This is a genomic window from Pseudomonas sp. WS 5410, from assembly GCF_012985645.1.
GTDB lineage: Bacteria > Pseudomonadota > Gammaproteobacteria > Pseudomonadales > Pseudomonadaceae > Aquipseudomonas > Aquipseudomonas shahriarae.
The window spans coordinates 130,453-153,348 of sequence record NZ_JAAQWS010000008.1 but is presented as its reverse complement, the minus strand read 5'-3'; the positions used below and the strand labels follow the sequence as shown (position 1 = coordinate 153,348).

The 22,896-nt window shown below is 61.5% G+C and carries 22 protein-coding genes; 13 read left to right on the top strand and 9 right to left on the bottom strand.

The genetic code is table 11. The features are described 5' to 3' along the window. Positions 1–5 precede the first annotated feature (5 nt). A complete protein-coding gene (gene coaBC / locus HBO24_RS14215; RefSeq protein WP_029289805.1) occupies positions 6–1,214 on the bottom strand; it encodes a bifunctional phosphopantothenoylcysteine decarboxylase/phosphopantothenate--cysteine ligase CoaBC in 1,209 nt (402 codons plus the stop codon). Between the two features lie 131 nt (positions 1,215–1,345). Between coaBC and radC the strand changes: the two genes are divergently transcribed. Beyond that, a complete protein-coding gene (radC, locus tag HBO24_RS14210) occupies positions 1,346–2,020 on the top strand; it encodes a DNA repair protein RadC (protein ID WP_057960999.1) in 675 nt (224 codons plus the stop codon). Between the two features lie 47 nt (positions 2,021–2,067). Here radC and HBO24_RS14205 read toward each other — a convergent pair whose 3' ends face one another. After that, complete coding sequence (locus HBO24_RS14205; protein WP_170059917.1) at positions 2,068–3,660, bottom strand: ABC transporter substrate-binding protein; 1,593 nt, start codon at positions 3,658–3,660, stop codon at positions 2,068–2,070. 458 nt (positions 3,661–4,118) lie between these two features. Here HBO24_RS14205 and rpmB point away from each other — a divergent pair, with 458 nt between their 5' ends. Together rpmB and rpmG are read left to right on the top strand one after the other, a co-directional pair. Continuing rightward, positions 4,119–4,352: a 50S ribosomal protein L28 gene (gene rpmB / locus HBO24_RS14200; protein WP_007920377.1), complete on the top strand. Its 234-nt coding sequence runs from the start codon at positions 4,119–4,121 to the stop codon at positions 4,350–4,352. 11 nt (positions 4,353–4,363) lie between these two features. Continuing rightward, entirely contained in the window at positions 4,364–4,519 is a 156-nt protein-coding gene (gene rpmG / locus HBO24_RS14195; RefSeq protein WP_003176906.1) for a 50S ribosomal protein L33, read from the top strand. A gap of 80 nt (positions 4,520–4,599) precedes the next feature. Here the strand turns inward: rpmG and HBO24_RS14190 are convergent, their stop codons facing one another. Then, complete coding sequence (locus HBO24_RS14190; RefSeq protein ID WP_057440505.1) at positions 4,600–4,962, bottom strand: cupin domain-containing protein; 363 nt, start codon at positions 4,960–4,962, stop codon at positions 4,600–4,602. Between the two features lie 227 nt (positions 4,963–5,189). Between HBO24_RS14190 and HBO24_RS14185 the strand changes: the two genes are divergently transcribed. Both HBO24_RS14185 and HBO24_RS14180 read left to right on the top strand, forming a co-directional pair. Beyond that, positions 5,190–6,683, top strand: coding sequence for an aldehyde dehydrogenase (locus HBO24_RS14185; protein WP_057440504.1), 1,494 nt, complete (start codon positions 5,190–5,192; stop codon positions 6,681–6,683). A gap of 166 nt (positions 6,684–6,849) precedes the next feature. Next, entirely contained in the window at positions 6,850–7,992 is a 1,143-nt protein-coding gene (locus tag HBO24_RS14180) for an MFS transporter (RefSeq protein WP_170059916.1), read from the top strand. 35 nt (positions 7,993–8,027) lie between these two features. Here the strand turns inward: HBO24_RS14180 and HBO24_RS14175 are convergent, their stop codons facing one another. Next, a complete protein-coding gene (locus tag HBO24_RS14175; RefSeq protein WP_115129278.1) occupies positions 8,028–9,593 on the bottom strand; it encodes a phospholipase D family protein in 1,566 nt (521 codons plus the stop codon). 62 nt (positions 9,594–9,655) lie between these two features. Beyond that, entirely contained in the window at positions 9,656–11,089 is a 1,434-nt protein-coding gene (locus HBO24_RS14170) for a PLP-dependent aminotransferase family protein (protein ID WP_057440502.1), read from the bottom strand. Positions 11,090–11,255: 166 nt separating this feature from the next. On the opposite strand from HBO24_RS14170, the gene HBO24_RS14165 reads away from it, so the two are divergent. Next, positions 11,256–11,489 (top strand): DUF1127 domain-containing protein, encoded by a 234-nt coding sequence (locus HBO24_RS14165; protein WP_115129276.1) that lies wholly within the window; start codon positions 11,256–11,258, stop codon positions 11,487–11,489. Position 11,490: 1 nt separating this feature from the next. On the opposite strand, the gene HBO24_RS14160 is transcribed toward HBO24_RS14165, so the two are convergent. Next, positions 11,491–12,783 (bottom strand): FAD-binding oxidoreductase, encoded by a 1,293-nt coding sequence (locus HBO24_RS14160; protein ID WP_057440501.1) that lies wholly within the window; start codon positions 12,781–12,783, stop codon positions 11,491–11,493. A gap of 115 nt (positions 12,784–12,898) precedes the next feature. Between HBO24_RS14160 and HBO24_RS14155 the strand changes: the two genes are divergently transcribed. Further along, the gene (locus tag HBO24_RS14155; RefSeq protein WP_029289779.1) at positions 12,899–13,252 is read left to right on the top strand and encodes a YkgJ family cysteine cluster protein; all 354 of its coding nucleotides are present in this window, start codon (positions 12,899–12,901) and stop codon (positions 13,250–13,252) included. A gap of 64 nt (positions 13,253–13,316) precedes the next feature. Here the strand turns inward: HBO24_RS14155 and HBO24_RS14150 are convergent, their stop codons facing one another. Beyond that, the gene (locus HBO24_RS14150; RefSeq protein WP_003206849.1) at positions 13,317–13,805 is read right to left on the bottom strand and encodes an Lrp/AsnC ligand binding domain-containing protein; all 489 of its coding nucleotides are present in this window, start codon (positions 13,803–13,805) and stop codon (positions 13,317–13,319) included. Positions 13,806–13,961: 156 nt separating this feature from the next. Between HBO24_RS14150 and dadA the strand changes: the two genes are divergently transcribed. The 6 genes from dadA (at position 13,962) to HBO24_RS14120 (ending at position 20,054) form a co-directional block, all read left to right on the top strand. Continuing rightward, a complete protein-coding gene (dadA, locus tag HBO24_RS14145) occupies positions 13,962–15,263 on the top strand; it encodes a D-amino acid dehydrogenase (RefSeq protein ID WP_029289774.1) in 1,302 nt (433 codons plus the stop codon). After that, positions 15,235–15,588, top strand: a complete 354-nt coding sequence (locus HBO24_RS14140) for a RidA family protein (RefSeq protein WP_032856829.1) — start codon at positions 15,235–15,237, stop codon at positions 15,586–15,588. Before dadA ends, HBO24_RS14140 begins: the two co-directional genes overlap by 29 nt. Positions 15,589–15,665: 77 nt before the next feature. Continuing rightward, positions 15,666–16,739 (top strand): alanine racemase, encoded by a 1,074-nt coding sequence (gene alr, locus HBO24_RS14135; protein WP_057440500.1) that lies wholly within the window; start codon positions 15,666–15,668, stop codon positions 16,737–16,739. Between the two features lie 116 nt (positions 16,740–16,855). After that, positions 16,856–17,404, top strand: a complete 549-nt coding sequence (locus HBO24_RS14130; RefSeq protein ID WP_029289768.1) for a cupin domain-containing protein — start codon at positions 16,856–16,858, stop codon at positions 17,402–17,404. A gap of 181 nt (positions 17,405–17,585) precedes the next feature. Further along, positions 17,586–17,999, top strand: coding sequence for a c-type cytochrome (locus HBO24_RS14125; RefSeq protein ID WP_032856832.1), 414 nt, complete (start codon positions 17,586–17,588; stop codon positions 17,997–17,999). Between the two features lie 132 nt (positions 18,000–18,131). Further along, a complete protein-coding gene (locus tag HBO24_RS14120; RefSeq protein ID WP_057440499.1) occupies positions 18,132–20,054 on the top strand; it encodes an acetyl-CoA hydrolase/transferase C-terminal domain-containing protein in 1,923 nt (640 codons plus the stop codon). Between the two features lie 130 nt (positions 20,055–20,184). Here HBO24_RS14120 and HBO24_RS14115 read toward each other — a convergent pair whose 3' ends face one another. Continuing rightward, on the bottom strand, positions 20,185–20,757 hold the full coding sequence (locus tag HBO24_RS14115; RefSeq protein ID WP_029289761.1) for a xanthine phosphoribosyltransferase: 573 nt from the start codon (positions 20,755–20,757) through the stop codon (positions 20,185–20,187). A gap of 57 nt (positions 20,758–20,814) precedes the next feature. Next, complete coding sequence (rep, locus tag HBO24_RS14110; protein ID WP_170059915.1) at positions 20,815–22,824, bottom strand: DNA helicase Rep; 2,010 nt, start codon at positions 22,822–22,824, stop codon at positions 20,815–20,817. Between the last annotated feature and the right edge of the window lie 72 nt (positions 22,825–22,896).

The window sequence follows — 22,896 nt, the reverse complement described above, 5'->3', positions numbered from 1 at the left end:
GGACATTAAACCTGGTTCAGCCGTTGGGCGATAAAAGAGATCAGTTGGCGGGCAATCTTGCCCTTGCTGGTCTGGGCGAAAAGGGTGGCGTGCAGCTCGCGATCAATCACGCTGCAGGCGTTTTCCTCGCTGTTGAAGCCGATGCTCGGGTTGGCGACATCATTGGCAACGATCAGGTCGAGGTTTTTGTCTTTCAGTTTGCGTGCGGCGTAGTCCAGCAGGTTTTCGGTTTCGGCAGCGAAACCGACGCTGAACGGACGATCCGCGCGGGTGGCGATGGTGGCCAAAATGTCCGGGTTGCGCACCATTTGCAGGAGCAGGCCGTCGCCGCTTGTAGGGTCTTTCTTGAGTTTTTGTGGGGCAACCACTTCCGGGCGGTAGTCTGCGACCGCTGCCGACGCGATAAACACATCGCAGGGAATCGCCGCCTCACAGGCCGCGAGCATGTCGCGGGCGCTGACTACGTCGATGCGGGTGACCCGATCCGGGGTCGGCAGATGCACCGGGCCGGTGATCAGGGTCACGCGTGCGCCTGCCTCAACCGCCGCTTCTGCCAGGGCAAAGCCCATTTTCCCTGAGCTATGGTTGGTGATGTAGCGCACCGGGTCGATGTTTTCCTGGGTCGGGCCGGCGGTAATCAGTACGTGCTTACCGGTCAGGGCCAGATGCTGGAAGCACTCGGCGGCACACAGCGCCAGGTCCGTGGCTTCGAGCATGCGCCCCAGGCCGACGTCGCCACAGGCCTGGCTGCCGGAGGCCGGGCCGAAGACCTTGAGGCCACGGCTTTGCAGGAGTTGGGTGTTGGCCTGGGTGGCGGGGTCGCGCCACATGGCCTGGTTCATTGCCGGGGCAATGGCGACGGTGGCGTCGGTGGCCAGCACCAGCGTGGTCAGCAGGTCGTCGGCAATGCCTTGGGCGAGGCGCGCGATGAGGTCAGCGGTGGCGGGTGCGATCAGCACCAGGTCGGCCCATTTGGCCAGTTCGATATGGCCCATGGCGGCTTCGGCTGCCGGGTCCAGCAGGTCCAGGTGCACCGGGTGGCCGGACAGGGCCTGCATGGTCAGCGGGGTAATGAACTCACTGCCGCCACGGGTCATGACCACGCGCACTTCGGCGCCCTGGTCCAGGAGCCTGCGAACCAACTCTGCGCTCTTGTAGGCGGCAATACCGCCGCCGACGCCGAGAACGATGCGTTTCCGATACAGACGCTGCATTGGTTTGCCTTTCCAGTTCAGTGATGGCGTTGCGATCCCCCCTCCCCAGGTGAAATCGCGCGCAAAAAAGAGCGGCTAAGATAACACAGCGTCCGCCATGCAACAGCGGCGCACATGCACACGGAGGTGCCATGAGTATTCGCAATTGGCCTGCGGCGGAGCGCCCGCGGGAGAAGCTTTTGGAGTTGGGGGCGGCAAGTCTCTCGGATGCCGAGTTGCTGGCGATTTTCCTGCGTACCGGCGTCTCGGGTAAAAGCGCGGTGGACTTGGCGCGCCATCTGCTGGGGCAATTTGGCAGCCTGCGTTCGTTGCTGGAGGCCCGCCAAACCGTCTTCATCCAGCATCTGGGCCTGGGGCCGGCTAAGTTCGCCCAGTTGCAGGCGGTGCTGGAAATGGGCCGGCGCCATCTGGCCGAGCATGTACGCAATGAGTCGGTGCTGGAAAGCCCGGTTGCCGTGCGTGACTACCTCAAGGCGCTGCTGCGCCATGAGCCCCACGAAATATTCGGCTGCCTGTTTCTTGATTCAAGGCACCGGGTGCTGGGCTTCGAAGCGCTGTTCCAGGGCACCATAGACAATGCCATGGTGTACCCGCGACAGGTGGTCAAGCGCGCCCTGGACTACAACGCAGCGGCGTTGATCCTGTGCCACAACCACCCCTCCGGGAATGCCGAGCCCAGCATTGCTGATCGAAAACTGACCAAGCATCTGCAAAAGGCCCTCGATCTGGTGGATGTGCGGGTACTGGATCACATCATTATCGGCGACGGTGACCCGCTGTCGATGGCCGAATACGGTTGGCTGTAACGCAGTTGCTTGTAGGGGCCGGCTTGCCGGCTCCTACAACGGCCGGGTCAGGGCTTTACGCTGACCTTGGAGAAATCCTGGCGCCCAAACGGGCTGACCTGATACCCCTCGACATTTTTACGGGTCAGGGCAAAGGCCGTCGGATGAGCCAGTGGCAACCACAGCGCCTGCTGCTGGATCTGCGCCTGTGCCTGTTGATACAGCTTGCTGCGCACGCCTTGCTCATTGGTGGTCTTGCCGGCACTGATCAGCTTGTCCAGTGCCGGGTCGCAGTAACGGGCAAAGTTGGTGCCGGATTTTACCGCCGCGCAGGAAAACTGCGGGGTCAGGAAGTCATCCGGGTCGCCGTTGTCGCCGGCCCAGCCCATAAACAGCAGGTCGTGCTCGCCAGCCTTGGCGCGGCGGATCAGTTCGCCCCATTCGATCACGCGGATCTCGGCCTGGATGCCGACCTTGGCCAGGTCCGCCTGCAGCAGTTGTGCGCCCAGGCTTGGGTTGGGGTTGAGCAGGCTGCCCGAGGGCCGGGTCCAAAGGGTGGTCTTGAAGCCGTCACTCAGCCCGGCGCGGGCCAGCAGGGCCTTGGCCTTGGCGATGTCCTGTGGATAACCCGGCAATTCCTTGGCAAAACTCCAGGTATTGGGCGGGTAGGGGCCGGTGGCGGCTTCGGCGGTGCCTTCAAACACGGCCTTGAGGTAGCTGGCCTTGTCGAAGGCCAGGTTGATCGCCTGGCGCACTTCTGGCTTGTCCAACGGTGGGTGCTGGCTGTTGATGGCCACAAACGCGGTCATGAAGGCTGCAGTCTTTTCCACCTTGAGCGCCGCATCCTTTTGCGCCTCGCCGATATCCAGGGGCTTGGGTGACAAGGCGATCTGGCACTCATCCCGGCGCAGTTTCTGCAGGCGCACGTTGGCGTCCGGGGTGATGGCAAAGATCAAGTTATCCACAGCAGGCTTGCCGGCGAAGTAATCCGGATTGGCTTTGTAGCGAATCGCTGCATCTTTCTGGAAACGCCCGAAAACAAAGGGGCCGGTGCCGATGGGCTGGCTGTTGAGCTTTTCCGGGGTGCCGGCCTTGAGCAGCTTGTCGGCGTATTCGGCCGGGTAGATCGAGGCAAAGCCCATGCTCAGCGCGGCGAGGAACGTGGAGTCGGCGTGATCCAGGGTAAAGCGCACGGTCAGCGGATCCAGGGCGTCGATCTTTTTGATCAGCGCCGGCAGTTGCAAGGACTGGGCGTGGGGGAAGCCGCTCTGGGCGATCTGGTGCCAGGGATTGGCCGGGTCGAGCATGCGTTCGAAGCTGAAACGTACATCTTCGGCGGTAAGGCTGCGGCTTGGGCTGAAATACGCGGTGCGGTGGAATTTGACGCCCGGGTGCAATTTAAAGGTGTAGGTCAGGCCGTCCGGCGAGACTTCCCAGCTGTCGGCCAGGCTCGGCACCAGCTTGCCGCTCGTGGCGTCGTAGTCCACCAGGCGGTTCATCAGCACATCCGCCGAGGCGTTGGTGGTGGTCAGCGAGTTGTACTGCACCACATCGAACCCTTCGGGGCTGGCCTCGGTGCAGACGCTCAACGTGGAGGCCGCCTGGGCCAGCGGGGCGAGGAAGAGCGGGGCGAGTAGAAGTGGCAGGGCAGCGAGGCGCATGGTCGGTTTCCTTTGCAGATCGGAGGCCCATCTGCGAGTGCAGTCTGGAAAAGGCCTACCGTAGTGGCCTGATTCACAAATGACTAGCCCATTTTTGCCTGTGCATTTAGGACAAATACTGTTTTGATGGCGCTTCAGGTCATTTTGCCCGGGGCCTTGGCCTACAAGCAGCGGCGATAAATCATTCGGTGCGACGAGCGGTCCGGCGGCACGGCGGCCCACCCTGGCAGCGCTTGAGAGCTGCTCGGGCGAGATTTACAGCGGGAAAAACACACCGGCTGTTGTTGCGCTTGGGTCTTTCTGGTATAAAGCAGCGCTCTTTTCTAGGGGCCCGGTTCCTTCACTGTAGGTGTAGCCGGTAAGACCCTTAAAGAAACGCGGCGCCTGGCGCCAAATGACTGAGAGATTAAGCGGCCAACCCATGCCGGGTTGGGCATGTGGTTTTAGAGGGCTGAGGCATGTCGAGAGTCTGTCAAGTTACCGGTAAGGGTCCGGTGACTGGGAATAACATTTCCCACGCAAACAACAAAACCCGTCGTCGTTTCCTGCCAAACCTGCAGCATCACCGCTTCTGGGTTGAAGAAGAGAAACGTTTTGTCCGTCTGCGCGTATCTGCCAAAGGCATGCGCATCATCGACAAGCGTGGCATCACTGTCGTGCTCGCTGAACTGCGCCGCGACGGCAAAATCTAAGGAGCTAAATCATGCGTGAATTGATTCGAATGATCTCTAGCGCCGGTACTGGTCACTTCTACACTACCGACAAGAACAAGCGTACTACCCCGGACAAGCTCGAAAAGAAAATGTTCGACCCGCGCGTTCGCAAGCACGTGATCTACAAAGAAGGCAAAATCAAGTAATTGGTTTTCTTTCTTGTGAAAAAAACCCGCATCTCACGATGCGGGTTTTTTTTGCCTTTTGAAAAGTCGCGGTCGACCGATCAGGCTTTTTCTTCGAACACCACGTAGATCTTGCGGCACGGCTCCAGCACTTCCCAGGTGCCACTGAAGCCGGCCGGGATCACGAAGCGGTCACCGGCGCGCAAGGTCTTGGCGTTGCCTTCGGCATCGCGTAGCACCGAAACCCCCTGCACGATCTCGCAGTACTCGTGTTCGGTGTAGTTCACCGTCCATTGCCCGACTTCACCTTCCCATACCCCGGCGTTCATCTGGCCGCACGGGCTGTTGTAGTGGTTGAAGAGCGTCTGCTCGGGGTCGCCCTTGAGGATTTTTTCTGTGGCGGGGCGGTAGCGTTCGGCGGCGGTGTTCGCCTGGCTGAAATCGACGACATCCTGAATGTTCATGCACGTATCCCGTCTAGGCCTGGGGTTGGAGAGCCAAAGTCTATGTTTATTAAAATGAACATCGCAAGGGCGTTTGCGGCCGTTATGTCAAATATATTGAAACATCCCTTGCGGCTGGTTTAGGGTGGCGGGTGCCTCGGACCGAATAGCTGGCTGGCCGGGCAAGCATTTGGAAGGGAACGGTTATAACGCCGGGCCCTTATATTTAATAAGAGGAGGACACTCGCATGACCACCCTGACCCGTGCCGACTGGGAACAACGCGCCAAGGATCTGAAGATCGAAGGCCGCGCCTATATCAATGGCGAGTACACCGCCGCAGTTTCCGGCGACACGTTCGAATGCCTCAGCCCAGTCGATGGCCGCCTGCTGACCACGGTTGCCAGCTGTGACGTCGCCGACGCCCAGCGCGCCGTGGAAAACGCCCGCGCCACTTTCAACTCCGGCGCTTGGTCTCGCCTGGCCCCGGCCAAGCGCAAAGCCACCATGATCCGTTTCGCCGCGCTGCTCAAGGCCAACGCCGAAGAGCTGGCCCTGCTCGAAACCCTGGACATGGGCAAGCCCATCGGCGACTCCCTGGGCATCGACATCCCTGGCGCGGCGCAAGCCCTGAGCTGGAGTGGCGAGGCCATCGACAAGATTTACGACGAAGTCGCCGCCACCCCCCATGACCAACTGGGCCTGGTGACCCGCGAGCCCGTCGGCGTAGTGGCGGCCATCGTGCCGTGGAACTTCCCGCTGATGATGGCCTGCTGGAAGCTGGGGCCGGCGCTGTCCACCGGTAACTCGGTCGTGCTCAAGCCTTCGGAAAAATCGCCGCTGACCGCCATCCGCATCGCTGCCCTGGCCGTTGAAGCGGGTATCCCCAAGGGTGTGCTCAACGTGCTGCCGGGTTATGGCCACACTGTCGGCAAGGCCCTGGCGTTGCATATGGACGTCGATACCCTGGTGTTCACCGGTTCGACCAAGATCGCCAAGCAACTGATGATCTACTCCGGCGAATCGAACATGAAACGTGTCTGGCTGGAAGCTGGCGGCAAGAGCCCGAACATCGTGTTTGCCGATGCCCCGGACCTGCAAGCCGCTGCCGAATCCGCGGCTGGCGCCATTGCTTTCAACCAGGGCGAAGTCTGCACTGCCGGTTCGCGCCTGCTGGTGGAGCGTTCGATCAAGGACAAATTCCTGCCAATGGTGATCGAGGCCCTCAAGGGCTGGAAGCCGGGCAACCCGCTGGACCCGGCTACCAACGTCGGCGCGCTGGTGGATACCCAGCAGATGAACACCGTGCTTTCGTACATCGAAGCCGGGCACGCCGATGGCGCCAAGCTGGTGGCCGGTGGCAAGCGCACCCTGCAGGAAACTGGCGGTACCTACGTCGAACCGACGATTTTCGACGGCGTGACCAACGCCATGAAGATTGCCCAGGAAGAGATCTTTGGCCCCGTGCTATCGGTGCTGACGTTCGACAGCGCTGAAGAAGCCGTGGCGATTGCCAACGACACGCCTTATGGCCTGGCTGCTGCGGTCTGGACTTCGGATATCTCCAAGGCCCACTTGACCGCCAAGGCCCTGCGCGCCGGTAGCGTGTGGGTCAACCAGTACGATGGCGGCGACATGACTGCGCCATTTGGCGGGTTCAAGCAGTCGGGCAACGGTCGCGACAAGTCGCTGCACGCGTTCGACAAGTACACCGAGCTGAAGGCGACCTGGATCAAGCTGTAAACCCGGACTCCGGGCACCAGCTGCAGTAGATCCACATGTGGGAGCGGGCTTGCCCGCGATAGCGGTATATCAGTCACTCATGAGTTGGCTGGTACTCCCTCATCGCGAGCAAGCCCGCTCCCACAGTATTTTGCGTGATCTGGAAATAACTCACAGGAGCGTGGCAATGCGTTGGGCGACTTACTTCGCCGTCCTGGCCTCGGTACTCAGCGTCGGCCTCGCCTTGGGCGTGAGCATGCCGCTGGTGTCCCTGCGCCTGGAAAGCTGGGGCTATGGCAACTTTGCCATCGGCATCATGGCGGCGATGCCGGCGTTCGGTGTGTTGTTGGGCGCCAAGGTCTCCAGCCGCCTGGCCTCCTGGTTGGGCACGGCGAACCTGATGCGTCTGTGCCTGTGGGCCGGGGCGATTTCCATCGGTTTGCTGGCGGTACTGCCCAGCTATCCGGTGTGGCTGGTGCTGCGGTTGATGATCGGGGTGATCCTGACCATCGTGTTTATCCTCGGCGAAAGCTGGATCAATCAACTGGTGGTGGAGCAGTGGCGTGGCCGGCTGGTGGCGCTGTATGGCTGTACCTACGCCTTGAGCCAGCTGTCGGGGCCGTTGTTGCTCGGCGTACTGGGGACCGATCATGACTATGGCTTCTGGGTCGGCGTCGGCCTGCTGATCGTTGCGCCGTTCCTGCTGCTGGGGCGCAGCGGGGCGCCGACGGCGGAGGCCTTCAGCGTGACCTTTGGCGACTTGTGGGTTTTTTGCCGGGGCCTGCCGGCGATTGCCTGGGCGGTGGCGTTGTTTGCCGCGTTCGAGGCGATGATTCTGACGCTGCTGCCGGTGTATTGCCTGCAGCAGGGTTTTACCGCTGAGGTGGCGCTGGCGATGGTCAGCACCGTGGTGGTCGGCGATGCCTTGCTGCAATTGCCGATTGGCGCGCTGGCCGATTACCTGCCCAGGCGTACCCTGTTTTTGGGGTGCGCGGTGCTGTTGCTGTTATCGAGCCTGGCCATTGCGCCGCTGCTCGATACCTGGCTGATCTGGCCGATCTGGGTGCTGTTCGGTGCCAGCGCCGGGGGCTTGTTCACCTTGTCGTTGATCCTGATCGGCGAGCGCTACCGTGACGATGCGTTGGTGCGGGCCAATGCCCATATTGCGCAGTTGTGGGGGATTGGTTGCCTGATCGGCCCGCTGGCGGCGGGTGCGGGCAGCCAGTGGATCAGCGGGCATGCGTTGCCGTTGCTGATGGCGGCGGGGGCCTTGGGGCTGGTGATTCTGTTGTTACGCCAAGGGGCGTTTGGCACCGAGCAGCCGGCCTGACCTGGAAGTGCTCCCAGATTGGATTTTGGTGGTGCTTAGAGCATGCGCTCCAGGCCCACAGTGGTGGCAAACCAGGCATTGAAGCGGCGCCACCAACTGCCCGGCTCGCGGGTCAGGGTGTGCAACTGGCCGTTGTCTTCTGTCACCCATACCACCTGGCCATCCTGCAGCTTCGCCTCATAACTCAAGGCCGGCGCCATCCCTTGCAGGGCCAGGTTGCGTACGTGCTCGGCCAGCTCGGGGCTGTCCACCAGCACGCCAACCTCGGTGTTCCACAGCACCGAACGCGGGTCGAAATTGAATGAGCCGATAAACGACTTCTGCCGATCAAAGATCATCGCCTTGCTGTGCAGGCTGGAGTCCGAGCCATGCAGCGCGCGGCTGCCCAGCAGGTGCGGGCCACTGCCGCCGCCGTCGCCCGGTTGGCGGCGCAGTTCGTACAGTTTCACCCCGTGCTCCAACAGCGCCTTGCGATAGGGCGCATAGCCGCCATGCACTGCCGGTACGTCGGTGGCCTCCAGGGCGTTGGTCAGCAGACGCACGTCGACACCGGCGTCCGCGCGGCCGGTCAGGTACACCAGGCCCGGCTGACCGGGGACGAAGTAGGCCGAAATCATCATCAGTTCACTGTGCACGCTTTCCAGCTCCGGCCCCAGTTGGGTGGTGAGCAACAGTTGCGGGTCAGGATCGGCCTTGGCCAGCACCTTGCTCGGCGCATCCCACAGCGCCTGGTTCCATGCCCAGATCAGCTCCCGGCGCCAGATGTCCATGCGGGGCTGGGTCTGGTAGGTGCGCAGGCGGTTGTACAAGGCATGGTTTTGCTGGCGCGACTCGGCCAGGGAGTTCTCCAGAAGCCCGCGCGCCGTGGCCAGGTCGCGGGAGGACGGGGCGCTGGAGATGAAGTCGGCAATGGGTTTGCTCAGCGCACTGTTCCAGTACTGGTCAAAGCTGTGGCCCAGTTGCTCGGCCACGGGCCCGACGCTGAGCATGTCGATATCGGTGAAGTTCAGGTTGGGCTCGGCATCGAAATACTCATCCCCCAGGTTGCGCCCGCCGACAATCGCCACGCTGTTGTCCGCCAGCCACAGCTTGTTGTGCATGCGCCGGTGCTGCAGCGACAGGTTGAACAGCCGGCCCATGGCCCGTGTCACGCCGGTGCTGCGCCCCAGGTGCAAGGGGTTGAACAGGCGAATCTGGATCTGCGGGTGCGCGGCCAGGGTGGCGATGACCTGGTCCAGGCCGTCGCTGGTGGTGTCATCCAGGAGGATGCGCACCCGCACGCCACGGTCGGCCGCCGTGAGTAGCTCGGCCACCAGCATGCGCGTGCTGATGCCGTCATGGACGATGTAGTACTGCAAGTCGAGGCTGGTCTGGGCATTGCGGATCAATTCGGCGCGAGCCATGAACGCTTCGCTGCTGTTGGGCAGCAGGCGGAACCCGGAGCGGCCCTGGTAGGGCGCGGCCTGGGCCTGGATCGAGCGGCCAAAGGCGGACTGCGTCGCCGGCAGCGCCTCGCTGGCCACCCTGGGCACATCCAGGGTGGCGCAACCGCCCAGGCCCAGGAACCCCAGCAAAAAAAACGCTAACAGCCGTTGGCTCATCAAGGCGACAGGTTCCGAATCAGGGCGTTGGTGGGCATATGACGGTGATTGCTGGCAAAAGGTCAGTCCACCCGCTGTTCGGCTTCGGCGAGCATTTTGATCGCCGTTGCCCCGACCTTGCGCGCCGCCTCTTCAATCTGGGGGGTTGGCTTGGCAGCGTAGTTCATCCGCAGGCAGTTACGGTATTTGCCCGAGGCCGAGAAGATGCTGCCCACGGCAATCTGTACGCCTTGCTCGACCAGGGCCCGGTTGAGCTTGAGGGTGTCGAAACCTTCTGGCAGTTCCACCCACAACATAAAGCTGCCCTGGGGCCGGCTGGCGCGGGTCCCGGCGGGGAAATAGCGGCTGACCCAATCGAGCATCAGGTCGCGATTGCGCTGGTATTGGCTGCGCATCCGCCGCAAATGCGGCTCGAAGTGCCCGTTCTTGAGGAACTCGGCAATGGCGATCTGCGGCTGGGTGGCGGTGGAGCCGGTGCTGATGTATTTCATGTGCAGCACCCGCTCCAGATAGCGGCCCGGCGCTACCCAACCGATCCGCAGACCGGGGGCCAGGGTTTTGGAGAAGGAACTGCAGAGTAGGACGCGGCCATCTTCGTCGAAGGATTTGATGGTGCGTGGTCGCGGGTAGCTGTAGGCCAGCTCGCCATACACATCGTCTTCGATAATCGCCACGTCAAAGCGCTGGGCCAGGGTCAGCAGCGCCCGTTTGCGTGCCTCGGGCATGATGTAGCCCAGGGGGTTGTTGCAGTTGGGGGTCAACTGGATGACTTTGATCGGCCATTGCTCCAGGGCCAGTTCCAGGGCTTCCAGGCTGATGCCGGTGAGCGGGTCGGTGGGGATTTCCAGGGCTTTCATGCCCAGGCCCTTGAGGGTCTGCATGGCGCCGTGGAAGCTTGGCGAGTCGACGGCGACGATATCGCCGGGCTCGCAAATGGCACGGATGCTGGAGGACAGTGCCTCATGGCAGCCGGTGGTGATCACGATGTCCTGGGCGTCGAGTTGGCAGCCGGAATCCAATGACAGACGGGCTATTTGTTCACGCAGCTCCATACAGCCGTAGATATTGTCGTAGTACAGGCCTGGCAGATCCTGGCGGCGGCTGACCCGGGCTAGGCTGCGCAGCAGGGGTTTGATGGTCGGTGACAGGACATCCGGCATGCCACGGCCCATCTGTATGACATCTTTGCGCGGCACCGCGCGGATCAGTTCCAGCACCTGGTCCCACTGGGAAATCTCCACCGGGCGCTGGGCCGGCCGACCCACGGCAGGCAGCGCGGGCAGTTCGCGACCGACGGGCACGAAGTAGCCGGATTTCGGCTTTGGCGTCGCCAGGCCGTTGTCTTCGAGCATTCGGTAAGCCTGTTGCACGGTGCTCAGGCTGACCCCGTGTTCCACACTCAAGGCACGCACGGAGGGTAAGCGATCGCCGGGGCGATAGAAGCCCTGTTCGATACGGGTGCCCAGCAGTTCGGCGAGGTTGATGTAGAGGGTCATGGCGGTCGCTCCCAGGGGACCAGTACAGATGTGAGGAAAATACAGGATTCAGCCTGTGGTTGGGAGTATCTGTATGGATTTAATAAAAGTGGGTTGAATCTGTAATGGTTTTGCCGTGCCGTCCATTCTAGTCACTCATGGCAACAGGCAAATGAGGGGCAGGACAATGAGTGGCTTGAGCGATGTGCGGCTGGCATTACACAGTCAGGAACTGGAAGCAGGGCAGGAGCGCGGGCTGACCGGGCTGGCGCCGGGTAATCCGAGCCGTTGGGAACTGTTCTGGCGCCGTCGCCACACGCGCCAGGCCTTGCTGGACCTGACCCCGGAGCAACTGCGCGATATCGGCTTGAGTACTGAACAAGCGCGCCGGGAAGGCTTGAAGCCGTTCTGGCGCGGTTGAGTCAGAGCAGTTCTTTCAGGCGGTGCCAGAGCATGCCCAGGGCCAGCAGCGGTGAGCGCAAGTGCTTGCCGCCAGGGAAGGTGATGTGTGGCACCTGGGCAAACAGATCGAAGCGCCCACTCTGCTGGCCGCTGATGGCTTCGGCCAACAGTTTGCCGGCCAGGTGGGTGGCGTTCAGGCCATGGCCGGCGTAGGCCTGGGCAAAGTACACATTGGGCTGGTCGGCCAGCCGGCCAATCTGCGGCAGGCGGTTGGCGCCGATGCCGATCATGCCGCCCCATTGATAGTCGATCTTCGCTTCGGCCAATTGCGGGAAGACCTTGAGCATCTTCGGCCGCATATAGGCGCCAATGTCCTGGGGATCGCGTCCGGAATAGTGGCAAGCACCGCCAAACAGCAGGCGCCGGTCGGCCGACAAGCGGAAGTAGTCCACCGTGACCCGCTGATCACACACCGCCATGTTTTGCGGCAGTAACTCGGCGGCCTGGGTTGGGCTCAAGGGTTCGGTGGCAATGATGTAGCTGCCGGCGGGCAGCACCTTGCCGCTCAGGTGAGGGTTGAGGCCATTGAGGTAGGCATTGCAGCCCAGCACCAGGGTCTTGGCGCGCACACTGCCGTGGGCGGTGTGGACTTTGACTTCAGGGCCGTAGTCGATGCGCAGGGCTTCGGACTGCTCGAACAGCCTCACGCCCAGTTGCTGCGCGGCGCCCGCTTCGCCAAGGGCCAGGTTCAGCGGGTGCAGGTGGCCGGAGCCCATGTCGATCATGCCGCCCACGTAACGGTCGGAGCCGATCACGCTGCGCATCTCCCCGGCTTGCAGCAGGCGCAGTTCGTGGCGATAGCCCAAGTCGTGCAGCTCTTCGGCGTCGGCGGCCAGGCCCTGCAAGTCGCGGGGCTTGTTGGCCAGGTCGCAGTAGCCCCAGGTCAGGTCGCAATCAATCCGGAAGCGCTCGACCCGCTGGCGCACGATTTCCACGGCTTCCAGGCCCATCAGCTTCATCTGCCGCACGCCTTCGCTGCCGACCACATTGGCAAACTGATCGAGCCCATGGCCGACGCCGCGAATCAACTGCCCACCGTTGCGCCCGCTGGCGCCCCAGGCGATCTTGCGTGCCTCCAGCAGCACCACGCTAAAGCCCCGTTCAGCCAGCTCCAGCGCGGTGTTCAGCCCGGAAAACCCGCCGCCGACCACGCACACATCGGCGACCACTTCGCCCGCCAGTGCCGGGTAATCGGGTTGCGCCAGGCTGCTGGCGGCGTAGTAGGAAGCGGTGTGCCGGGCGCTGGCGGTCATGGGGAGCATCCGTGTTTGGAAAATTTGACGCAGGATACAGCGGTCGGGTGAAGCTGTCTCACTCGGGGCTTTTAGGGCAAAATCCACGCCTATTCGCCGTTCGGTATGGGTTTCAATGAGTTGCAACAGCCAGAAAGTCAACGCGCTGCGCCGGCAGATCCCCTCGTTCGAGTGTGTGCCGGGTTGCCATGATTGCTGTGGGCCGGTGACTACATCCACCGAGGAAATGTCGCGCCTGCCGCGCAAGACTGCGGCCGAGCAGGAAGCGGCCATGGATGAGCTGAACTGTGTGCACCTGGGGCCCAACGGTTGCACGGTGTACGACGAGCGCCCGTTGATCTGTAGGTTGTTTGGTACCACGCCCAGCCTGCCATGCCCCAACAATCGAGGCCCGGTGGAGCTGATTCACCCGCGGGTGGAGAAGCAGATTCACGAGTACATGGCGACGACGCGGCAGGTGCTGGTCTGACAGATGTACCCGGTCAAAAGGTGGGAGCTGGCTTGCCTGCGATGACGGTGTAGCGCCCACAGGGTCAATCCGGGATCGGCAGGTTCAGGCTCTCCTTCACCTCTTCCATCACGATATAGCTCTTGGACTCGCGCACATGGGGCAGCTTGAGCAGGATATCGCCCAGCAGTTTGCGGTACGACGCCATCTCGGAAATCCGCGCCTTCACCAGATAGTCGAAATCCCCTGAGACCAGGTGGCACTCCAGTACATGGGGCAGTTTCAGCACGGCACGTCGGAATTCTTCGAAGGTATCGCCGGATTTGTAGTCGAGGCTGATCTCGACAAACACCAGCAGGCTACCCTTCAAGTGCTGCGGATTGAGGCGGGCGTTGTAGCCCATGATGATCCCCTCGCGCTCCAGGCGCCGGACCCGTTCGGTGCACGGCGTGGTCGACAGTCCTACCTTCTCCCCTAGCTCGGTAAACGAAATCCGCCCGTCGGCCTGCAGGATGCGCAGGATGTTGCGGTCGATCTTGTCCAGCTCCCGCTTGGTCTGGGTATTGGTCCGCATAGGGGATGCTCCTCCGTGAAAAGGGTTTTTGCCGAGAATTGTCGCCAAATATAGGCACTTATATAGTGAAATGCACTGGTCATTGCTTTTTATACTGCTCACATCTTTGTGCCGAACAACAAACGTCAGCGGTCAAGCCGTGATGAGGATATAAAAATGCGGGTTTTGGTCTTGGGTAGCGGTGTCATTGGTGTGGCCAGTGCCTACTATTTGGCGCGTGCCGGTTTTGAGGTGGTCGTGGTCGACCGCCAGCCGGCCGTTGCAATGGAGACCAGCTTCGCCAACGCCGGCCAGGTCTCGCCCGGCTATGCATCGCCGTGGGCCGCGCCAGGTGTGCCGCTCAAGGCCATCAAGTGGCTGCTGCAGCGGCATGCGCCGCTGGCGATCAAGGCCACCGCCGATATCGACCAATACCTGTGGATGGCGCAGATGCTGCGCAACTGCACGGCCAACCGTTATGCCGTGAACAAAGAACGCATGGTGCGCCTGTCCGAGTACAGCCGCGACTGCCTCGATGAGCTGCGCGCCGAAACCGGCATTGCCTACGAAGGGCGCAGCCTGGGGACTACGCAATTGTTCCGCACCCAGGCGCAACTGGATGGCGCGGCCAAGGATATCGCCGTGCTGAAAGAGTCCGGCGTGCCGTTCGAGCTGCTTGACCGCGCCGGCATTGCCCGCGTCGAGCCGGCCCTGGCCAGTGTCACGGATATCCTCGCCGGTGCCTTGCGCCTGCCCAATGACCAGACCGGCGACTGCCAGATGTTCACCACCCGCCTGGCCGACATGTGCAAGCAGTTGGGGGTGGAATTCCGTTTTGAGCAGGACATTCAACGCCTGGACCACGCCGGTGATCGCATCAACGGCGTGTGGATCGACGGCAAGCTGGAAACCGCCGACCGCTACGTGCTGGCCCTGGGCAGTTACTCGCCGCAGTTGCTCAAGCCGCTGGGGATCAAGGCGCCGGTGTATCCGCTCAAGGGTTACTCCCTGACCGTGCCGATCACCAACCCGGCGATGGCCCCGACTTCGACTATTCTCGACGAAACCTACAAGGTTGCGATCACCCGTTTCGACAACCGCATCCGCGTCGGTGGCATGGCTGAAATAGCCGGTTTTGACCTGTCGCTGAACCCGCGTCGGCGCGAAACCCTGGAGATGATCGTCAACGACCTTTATCCTCAGGGCGGTGATTTGAGCGAAGCGACGTTCTGGACCGGCCTGCGCCCGACCACCCCGGACGGTACGCCGATCGTCGGCGCCACGCCTTTCAAAAACCTGTTCTTGAACACTGGCCACGGCACCCTCGGCTGGACCATGGCCTGTGGCTCTGGTCGCCTGCTGGCGGACCTGATGGCGAAGAAAACCCCGCAGATCAGTGCCGCTGGCCTTGATATTTCCCGTTACGGCAACCCTCAGGAGTCCACAAAACATGTCAATCCAGCGCCAGCTCACCAATGAGCGCATGAGCCAGATCGTTGTCCACAGCGGTACCGTGTATCTGGCAGGGCAAGTCGGCGACGACATGAGTGCCGGAATTGAACAGCAGACCCGTGAAACCCTGGCCAATATCGAGCGTTTGCTGGATCTGGCCGGTACCGATAAAACCAAGTTGCTGTCGGTGACGATCTACCTCAAAGACATCGACGCCGACTTTGCCGGCATGAACGCGGTTTGGGACAAGTGGCTGCCAAAAGGCGTGGCCCCGGCCCGTGCCACGGTCGAGTCGAAACTGTGTGAGCCAGAAATCCTGGTCGAGCTGTCTGTCGTGGCCGCTCTGCCTTAAACGATCACTCTTGCGGTGCCGGCGCTATTGGCCGGTACCGGTTTTTTCTTCCCACCGCCGCCTAGAAGCCTGCCGCCATGCGTCCTGCCCGTGCCCTGATCGACCTACAAGCCCTGCGCCACAACTACCAATTGGCCCGCGAACTGACCGGGGCCAAGGCCCTTGCCGTGATCAAGGCCGACGCCTATGGCCATGGTGCCGTGCGCGTGGCCCAGGCCCTGGAAGACCAGGCCGACGGTTTTGCCGTGGCCTGTATCGAGGAGGCGCTGGAGCTGCGCGCCGCCGCAATTCGTGGGCCGGTGTTGTTGCTCGAAGGGTTCTTCGAGGCCGACGAACTGCCGCTGATCATTGAGCATGACTTGTGGTGCGTGGTGCATTCGCTGTGGCAACTGGAGGCGATTGAACAGGCGCGCCTGAGCAAGCCGCTGACGGTGTGGTTGAAGCTGGATTCGGGCATGCACCGGGTTGGTTTGCATCCCAAGGATTATCACGACGCCTACCAGCGCCTGCTGGCCAGTGGCAAAGTGGCCAAGATCGTGTTGATGAGCCACTTCGCTCGCGCCGATGAACTGGACTGCACAAGCAGCGATGAGCAGGTCGCGGTATTCGATGCGGCGCGCCAGGGCCTGGCGGCCCAGGTCAGCCTGCGCAACTCGCCGTCGGTAATGGGTTGGCCGGGCGTCTCCAGTGATTGGGTGCGGCCCGGCATCATGCTCTACGGCGCAACGCCCTTTGGCGAAGACCAGGCGGTTGCCGCGCGTTTGCAGCCGGTGATGACCCTGGAATCGAAAGTCATCTGCGTGCGCGAACTGCCGGCGGGCGAGCCCGTGGGTTATGGCGCACGGTTCGTGACGCCCAAGCCGATGCGTATCGGCGTGGTTGCCATGGGCTATGCCGACGGTTATCCGCGCCACGCGCCGACCGGTACGCCGGTGCTGGTCGCCGGCCAGCGCAGCCAGTTGCTGGGGCGGGTGTCGATGGACATGCTGTGTGTCGACCTGACCGATGTGCCCGAGGCCGGCCTGGGCTCTACCGTCGAGTTGTGGGGCAAAAACATCCTCGCCAGCGATGTGGCGACCGCTGCTGACACCATTCCCTACCAGATTTTTTGCAACCTGCGCCGAGTGCCACGGCTCTATTCCGGCGCCTAGCTGCCGGACGCCGAAGACGTCCAGCGGGATTCAGACCAAAGTGTTGTAAATACTGAACGCTGTCGCCATGATAACGCTCAATTACAACAAAGCCTGAATCCTAGGAGGCTCCTGCATTGGACGTCGGCGAACGACTGCAATCCATCCGTAAACTGAAAGGTCTTTCCCAGCGTGAACTCGCCAAACGTGCGGGCGTCACCAACAGCACCATTTCGATGATCGAGAAAAACAGTGTCAGCCCTTCCATCAGCTCCTTGCGCAAGGTGCTGGGCGGCATCCCCATGTCGATGGTCGAGTTTTTTTCCGAGGAGATCCTCCAGGAAAAACCGACTCAGATCGTCTATAAAGCCAATGAGCTGATCGACATTTCCGATGGTGCGGTGACCATGAAGCTGGTGGGCCGTGCGCATCCCAGCCGGGCGATTGCGTTTCTCAACGAAATCTACCCGCCGGGCGCCGATACGGGCGAGGAAATGCTGACCCATGATGGCGAGGAAACCGGGATTCTGTTGGAAGGTCGTCTGGAATTGGTCGTGGGCGTCGAAACTTTTGTGCTCGAAGCCGGCGATAGCTACTACTTTGAAAGCACCAAGCCGCACCGTTTTCGCAATCCGTTCGATGTGCCGGCGCGACTAATCAGCGCAGCCACACCCGCGAACTTTTAACCGAAGAGGCGCCCTGCCTACCTTGCAGAGGTGCCCGTAGTTGTATTTCGCCATGCTGAATCCCCCCTTGGATAATAGGGTTGTTTCAGTGAGGCGGCCTAACCGTTATACTTTCGCCGCCTGCGAAACCGTGGCCGCAGGCGTGAATAGCCACCATGAGGGTGAACGCGTGAACCTAATTATGAAAATGCTGGCTGTACCAGCAACCGTACTGGCCCTTTGGGCTGCCAGCGCTCAAGCTGCGACCAATGATGATATTGCCAAGCGTCTTGAACCCGTCGGGAAGGTCTGTATTCAGGGCGAAGAATGCAAGGGGATGGAAGTCGCTGTGACAGCTGGCGGCGGCGGCGCGAAAACGCCGGACGAGATCATCGCTAAACACTGTAATGCTTGCCACAGCACTGGCCTGTTGGGCGCACCGAAAATCGGTGACACCGCCGCCTGGAAAGAGCGCGCCGACCACCAGGGCGGCCTTGATGGCATCCTGGCCAAGGCCATCACTGGTATCAACGCCATGCCGCCTAAAGGTACCTGCGCCGATTGCTCGGATGCTGACCTCAAGGGTGCGATCGAGAAGATGTCTGGTTTGAAATAAACCGATCTTCGCCAAAAAGCCGCTGACCAGCGGCTTTTTTGTGGGCGCAATTTGGCGGCCAAGGCTGTTCATTGCAGCAAAGACCCGGCAAGCTCGGTCCAACCCCTAATCATGGAATGTCAGGAGGGTCGGATGGTGCAGTTGTGTTCAATCGAGCAAGCGGTCGATGACGTACTGGAGCGCTTGCCTGCGCATATCCACATGGGTATGCCGCTGGGCCTGGGCAAGGCGAATCTGTTTGCCAATGCCTTGTACCGGCGCATCGCCAAGCTGCCTGAGCGGGCGCTGACGATTTACACCGCGCTGAGCCTGGGTCGCCCGCCGTTGGGCGATGGCTTGCAGAAGCGTTTTCTGGAGCCGTTTATCGAGCGGGTGTTCGGCGATTATCCTGAGCTGGACTTCCTCGCCGCCCTGCGCAAAGACAGCCTGCCGGCCAATATTCACGTGCAGCAGTTTTTTATGCAGCCCGGCAGCCTGCTGCATAGCACCTCGGCCCAGCAGGATTACGTCAGCAGCAACTACAGCCATGCCGCCCGCGATATCAACGCCGCCGGCCTGAACCTGATCGCGCAGTTGGTGGCCAGCAGCAGTGAGCACCCGGATCGCCTGAGCCTGAGCTGCAACCCCGATATCACCCTCGACCTGTTACCGATGATCGCCAAGCGCCGCGCGGCAGGCGAGACCATCCTGGTGGTGGGCCAGGTGCATGATGATTTGCCCTACATGCCCGGTGATGCCGAGCTGGGCATGGATCAGTTCGACTTCCTGATCGACGAAAAAGACCGCACTACGCTGTTTTCCACGCCGAACATGCCAGTGGGTTTGCAGGACCACTTCATTGGTTTGCACGCCAGTACCCTGGTACGCGATGGCGGCACCCTGCAGATCGGTATCGGTTCGATGGGCGACGCCCTGACTGCCGCATTGCTGGCGCGTCAGGCCGATAACGAAGGCTACCGGCAGTTGCTCACTGACCTGGATGTGTACCAATGGGCGCCGCTGATCAGCCGCGAGGGCGGGGTCGAGCCGTTTGCCCGGGGCCTCTATGGCTGCAGCGAAATGTTCGTCAATGGCCTGCTGGTGCTGGCCGACGCCGGCATTGTGCGGCGCAAGGTGTACCCCGATGTGGCGACGCAGCAGCAGGCCAATGCGGGTCTGCTGGACGACGCGGCACAACCGGATGGCGTGTCGATCCACGGTGGCTTCTTCCTCGGCCCCCGCAGTTTTTACCAGCGCTTGCAGGAAATGACCCACGCCAAGCGCCTGGAATTCAACATGACCCGCATCAGCTATATCAACGAGCTGTACGGGCAGGAAGAACTCAAGCGTTTACAGCGCCTGGATGCGCGGTTTATCAACAGCGCCATCATGGTCACGTTGCTGGGCGCTGGCGTTGCCGACCAACTGGAAGACGGCCGCGTGCTCAGTGGCGTGGGCGGGCAATACAACTTCGTGGCCCAGGGACATGCGCTGGAGGGCGCGCGCTCGATCCTGATCCTGCGCAGCTGGCGTGAAGCGGGCGGTGATGTCAGCTCCAATATCGTCTGGGAATATGGCCATTGCACGATTCCCCGGCACTTGCGCGATATTGTCATCACCGAATACGGCATCGCCGACCTGCGTGGCCAGACCGACGCCAAGGTGATCGAGGCGCTGCTCAATATCACCGACTCACGCTTCCAGGCGGACTTGATCGAGCAGGCGCAAAAAGCCGGCAAGTTGCCCAAGGACTTTCAGCTCGACCCGCGCTTTGCCGACAACACGCCAGAGCGTTTGCAGGCGGTGCAAGCACGGCATTCAAGGCTGTTCCCGGAGTACCCGCTGGGCAGTGACTTCACCGATGAAGAACGGGATTTGTTGCGCGCGTTGAACTGGCTCAAGAGCAAATTCAAGCTGACGGAGATTCTGGAGTTGGGCAAAGCGGCGCTGGATGCGCCTGAGCCTGAGGCGTTTCCCGAGCACTTGGTGCGGATGCGCCTGGATAAGCCGGAGGGGTTTAAAGAGGATTTGTATCAGCGCCTATTGCTTGCTGGCCTTAAGGCCACCGCACACTAACGGCCACCACAAACCAAATGTGGGAGCGGGCGTGCTCGCGATAGCAATGGATCTGCCACTCGTGAGTTGACTGACAGACCGCTATCGCGAGCAAGCCCGCTCCCACATTTTTAAGCGTGCCCGCTCAGGTTTAATCGATGAAGGTCACGACGCCACCGGCCAGGGACTTGACCCGCGCCAGCGACTCAACCCGGTAACCCTGGGCATCCAGCTCAGCACGCCCGCCCTGGAACGACTTCTCGATCACAATCCCCAGGCCCGCCACGGTGGCGCCGGCCTGTTTGATGATCGAAATCAGCGCCTGGGACGCCTTGCCGTTGGCCAGGAAGTCGTCGATCACCAGCACGCGGTCGCTGCTGGTCAGATGGCGTGGGGAGATTGCAACGGTGCTTTCGACTTTCTTGGTGAAGGAATACACCGTTGCCGATAGCAGGTTTTCCGTCAGGGTCAGGGACTGCTGCTTGCGGGCGAAGATCACCGGTACGCCCAGGTTCAGGCCGGTCATGATCGCTGGCGCGATGCCTGAGGCTTCGATGGTGACGATCTTGGTGATCCCCGAATCCTTGAACAGCGCGGCGAATTCGTCGCCGATCAGTTTCATCAGCGCCGGGTCGATCTGATGGTTCAGAAAGGCGTCGACCTTGAGTACCTGGTCGGAAAGCACGATGCCTTCTTCGCGAATTTTCTTGTGCAGTGCTTCCACAAAAGCTTCCTCTGGTGGCGCAAGGGGCGCCGAAAGTAGATTAAAAAGTAGTCGATTCTAGCGCTTTAGCATCGCGCGTATATCCGCCAGGGCGGTGTTACCGCGTACCGCCTTGACTTCAGTTGGGGTGTCGTCGTTGCCTTCCCAGGCCAGGTCGTCCGGTGGCAGCTCATCGAGGAACCGGCTTGGGGCGCAGTCGATGATTTCGCCGTATTGCTTGCGCTTGGCCGCAAAGGTGAAGGCCAGGGTCTGACGTGCGCGGGTAATGCCCACGTAGGCCAGGCGCCGTTCTTCCTCGATGGTGTCGGCTTCGATACTGGAGCGGTGTGGGAGGATTTCCTCTTCCATGCCCATGATGAACACGTAGGGGAATTCCAAGCCCTTGGACGCATGCAAGGTCATCATTTGCACACCTTCGGCGCCGTCTTCCTCTTCCTGCTGGCGCTCGAGCATGTCGCGCAGCACCAGCTTGCCGATGGCGTCTTCGACGGTCATTTCGCCGTCTTCGTCTTTTTCCAGGGTGTTCTTCAGCGCCTCGATCAGAAACCAGACGTTGCCCATGCGGTAGTCCGCGGCCTTGTCGCTGGAGCTGTTGGTGCGCAGCCAGTTTTCATAGTCGATATCCATGACCATGCTGCGCAGGGCGCTGATCGGGTCTTCGCCGGCGCATTGCTCGCGCACCCTGTCCATAAAGCGCTTGAAGCGCGACAGGCGATCGGTGAAGCGCGTGTCCAGGTGTTCGCCCAGGCCGATTTCGTCGGTGGCGGCGTACATCGAGATCTTGCGTTCGGTGGCGTAGTTGCCGAGCTTTTCCAGGGTGGTGGAGCCGATTTCCCGGCGCGGCACGTTGATCACGCGCAGGAAGGCGTTGTCGTCATCCGGGTTCACGATCAGCCGGAAGTAGGCCATCAGATCCTTTACTTCCTGGCGTCCGAAAAAGCTGTTGCCGCCCGACAGACGATACGGCACCTGATGGTGCTGCAACTTCAGCTCGATCAGCTTGGCCTGGTAGTTGCCGCGATAGAGGATCGCAAAGTCGCTGTAGGGCCGGTCGGTGCGCAGGTGCAGGCTGAGGATTTCCACGGCCACGCGTTCGGCTTCGGCGTCTTCGTTGCGGCAGCGGATCACGCGGATCTCATCGCCGTGGCCCATCTCGCTCCACAGCTGTTTTTCGAATTCGTGGGGGTTGTTCGAGATCAGCACGTTGGCGCAACGCAGGATGCGGCTGGTGGAGCGGTAGTTCTGCTCCAGCATCACCACTTTCAGGGACGGGTAGTCGTCCTTGAGCAGCATCAGGTTTTCCGGGCGCGCACCGCGCCAGGCGTAGATCGACTGGTCATCGTCGCCGACCACGGTGAACTGGTTGCGCGTGCCGATCAGCAGCTTCACCAGCAGGTATTGGCTGGCGTTGGTGTCCTGGTATTCGTCCACCAGCAGGTAGCGCACCTTGTTCTGCCACTTTTCGAGGATATCGGCGTGTTCCTGGAACAGCTTCACCGGCAGCAGGATCAGGTCGTCGAAGTCCACCGCGTTGAACGCCTTGAGCGTGCGCTGGTAGTGGGTGTAGACGATGGCGGCGGTCTGTTCCTTGGGGTTGCGCGCGTTTTCCAGGGCTTCGGGCGGCAGGATCAGGTCGTTTTTCCACGAGCCGATCATGTGCTTGATCTCGTCGACCCCGTCGTCGCCCGCGTATTCCTTCTGCATGATGTCGGTCATCAGGGCCTTGACGTCGGTCTCGTCGAAGATCGAGAAGCCCGGCTTGTAGCCCAGCCGCACATGCTCCTTGCGGATGATGTTCAGCCCCAGGTTGTGGAAGGTACACACAGTGAGGCCACGGCCTTCGCCACCCTTGAGCAGGGTGCCGACGCGCTCTTTCATTTCCCGCGCCGCCTTGTTGGTAAAGGTCATGGCGACGATGTACTGGGCACGGATGCCGCAGTTCTGGATCAGGTGCGCGATCTTGCGGGTGATCACGCTGGTCTTGCCGGAGCCAGCACCGGCGAGCACCAATAGAGGGCCGCCGACGTAGTTCACGGCTTCTTGCTGCCGGGGATTGAGTCGGGACATACAGGGTTTTGGGAGTCTTTGAGCGAAAAGGGCGGGCATTTTAACAGGCTGGCAAGATTCTGCCGCCTCTGA

What these genes read in the sequence shown, in the direction of transcription:
- coaBC (WP_029289805.1), bottom strand. Translation starts at nt 1,214, where the DNA reads ATGCAGCGTCTGTATCGGAAACGCATCGTTCTCGGCGTCGGCGGCGGT.
- radC (WP_057960999.1), top strand. Translation starts at nt 1,346, where the DNA reads ATGAGTATTCGCAATTGGCCTGCGGCGGAGCGCCCGCGGGAGAAGCTT.
- HBO24_RS14205 (WP_170059917.1), bottom strand. Translation starts at nt 3,660, where the DNA reads ATGCGCCTCGCTGCCCTGCCACTTCTACTCGCCCCGCTCTTCCTCGCC.
- rpmB (WP_007920377.1), top strand. Translation starts at nt 4,119, where the DNA reads ATGTCGAGAGTCTGTCAAGTTACCGGTAAGGGTCCGGTGACTGGGAAT.
- rpmG (WP_003176906.1), top strand. Translation starts at nt 4,364, where the DNA reads ATGCGTGAATTGATTCGAATGATCTCTAGCGCCGGTACTGGTCACTTC.
- HBO24_RS14190 (WP_057440505.1), bottom strand. Translation starts at nt 4,962, where the DNA reads ATGAACATTCAGGATGTCGTCGATTTCAGCCAGGCGAACACCGCCGCC.
- HBO24_RS14185 (WP_057440504.1), top strand. Translation starts at nt 5,190, where the DNA reads ATGACCACCCTGACCCGTGCCGACTGGGAACAACGCGCCAAGGATCTG.
- HBO24_RS14180 (WP_170059916.1), top strand. Translation starts at nt 6,850, where the DNA reads ATGCGTTGGGCGACTTACTTCGCCGTCCTGGCCTCGGTACTCAGCGTC.
- HBO24_RS14175 (WP_115129278.1), bottom strand. Translation starts at nt 9,593, where the DNA reads ATGAGCCAACGGCTGTTAGCGTTTTTTTTGCTGGGGTTCCTGGGCCTG.
- HBO24_RS14170 (WP_057440502.1), bottom strand. Translation starts at nt 11,089, where the DNA reads ATGACCCTCTACATCAACCTCGCCGAACTGCTGGGCACCCGTATCGAA.
- HBO24_RS14165 (WP_115129276.1), top strand. Translation starts at nt 11,256, where the DNA reads ATGAGTGGCTTGAGCGATGTGCGGCTGGCATTACACAGTCAGGAACTG.
- HBO24_RS14160 (WP_057440501.1), bottom strand. Translation starts at nt 12,783, where the DNA reads ATGACCGCCAGCGCCCGGCACACCGCTTCCTACTACGCCGCCAGCAGC.
- HBO24_RS14155 (WP_029289779.1), top strand. Translation starts at nt 12,899, where the DNA reads ATGAGTTGCAACAGCCAGAAAGTCAACGCGCTGCGCCGGCAGATCCCC.
- HBO24_RS14150 (WP_003206849.1), bottom strand. Translation starts at nt 13,805, where the DNA reads ATGCGGACCAATACCCAGACCAAGCGGGAGCTGGACAAGATCGACCGC.
- dadA (WP_029289774.1), top strand. Translation starts at nt 13,962, where the DNA reads ATGCGGGTTTTGGTCTTGGGTAGCGGTGTCATTGGTGTGGCCAGTGCC.
- HBO24_RS14140 (WP_032856829.1), top strand. Translation starts at nt 15,235, where the DNA reads ATGTCAATCCAGCGCCAGCTCACCAATGAGCGCATGAGCCAGATCGTT.
- alr (WP_057440500.1), top strand. Translation starts at nt 15,666, where the DNA reads ATGCGTCCTGCCCGTGCCCTGATCGACCTACAAGCCCTGCGCCACAAC.
- HBO24_RS14125 (WP_032856832.1), top strand. Translation starts at nt 17,586, where the DNA reads ATGAAAATGCTGGCTGTACCAGCAACCGTACTGGCCCTTTGGGCTGCC.
- HBO24_RS14120 (WP_057440499.1), top strand. Translation starts at nt 18,132, where the DNA reads ATGGTGCAGTTGTGTTCAATCGAGCAAGCGGTCGATGACGTACTGGAG.
- rep (WP_170059915.1), bottom strand. Translation starts at nt 22,824, where the DNA reads ATGTCCCGACTCAATCCCCGGCAGCAAGAAGCCGTGAACTACGTCGGC.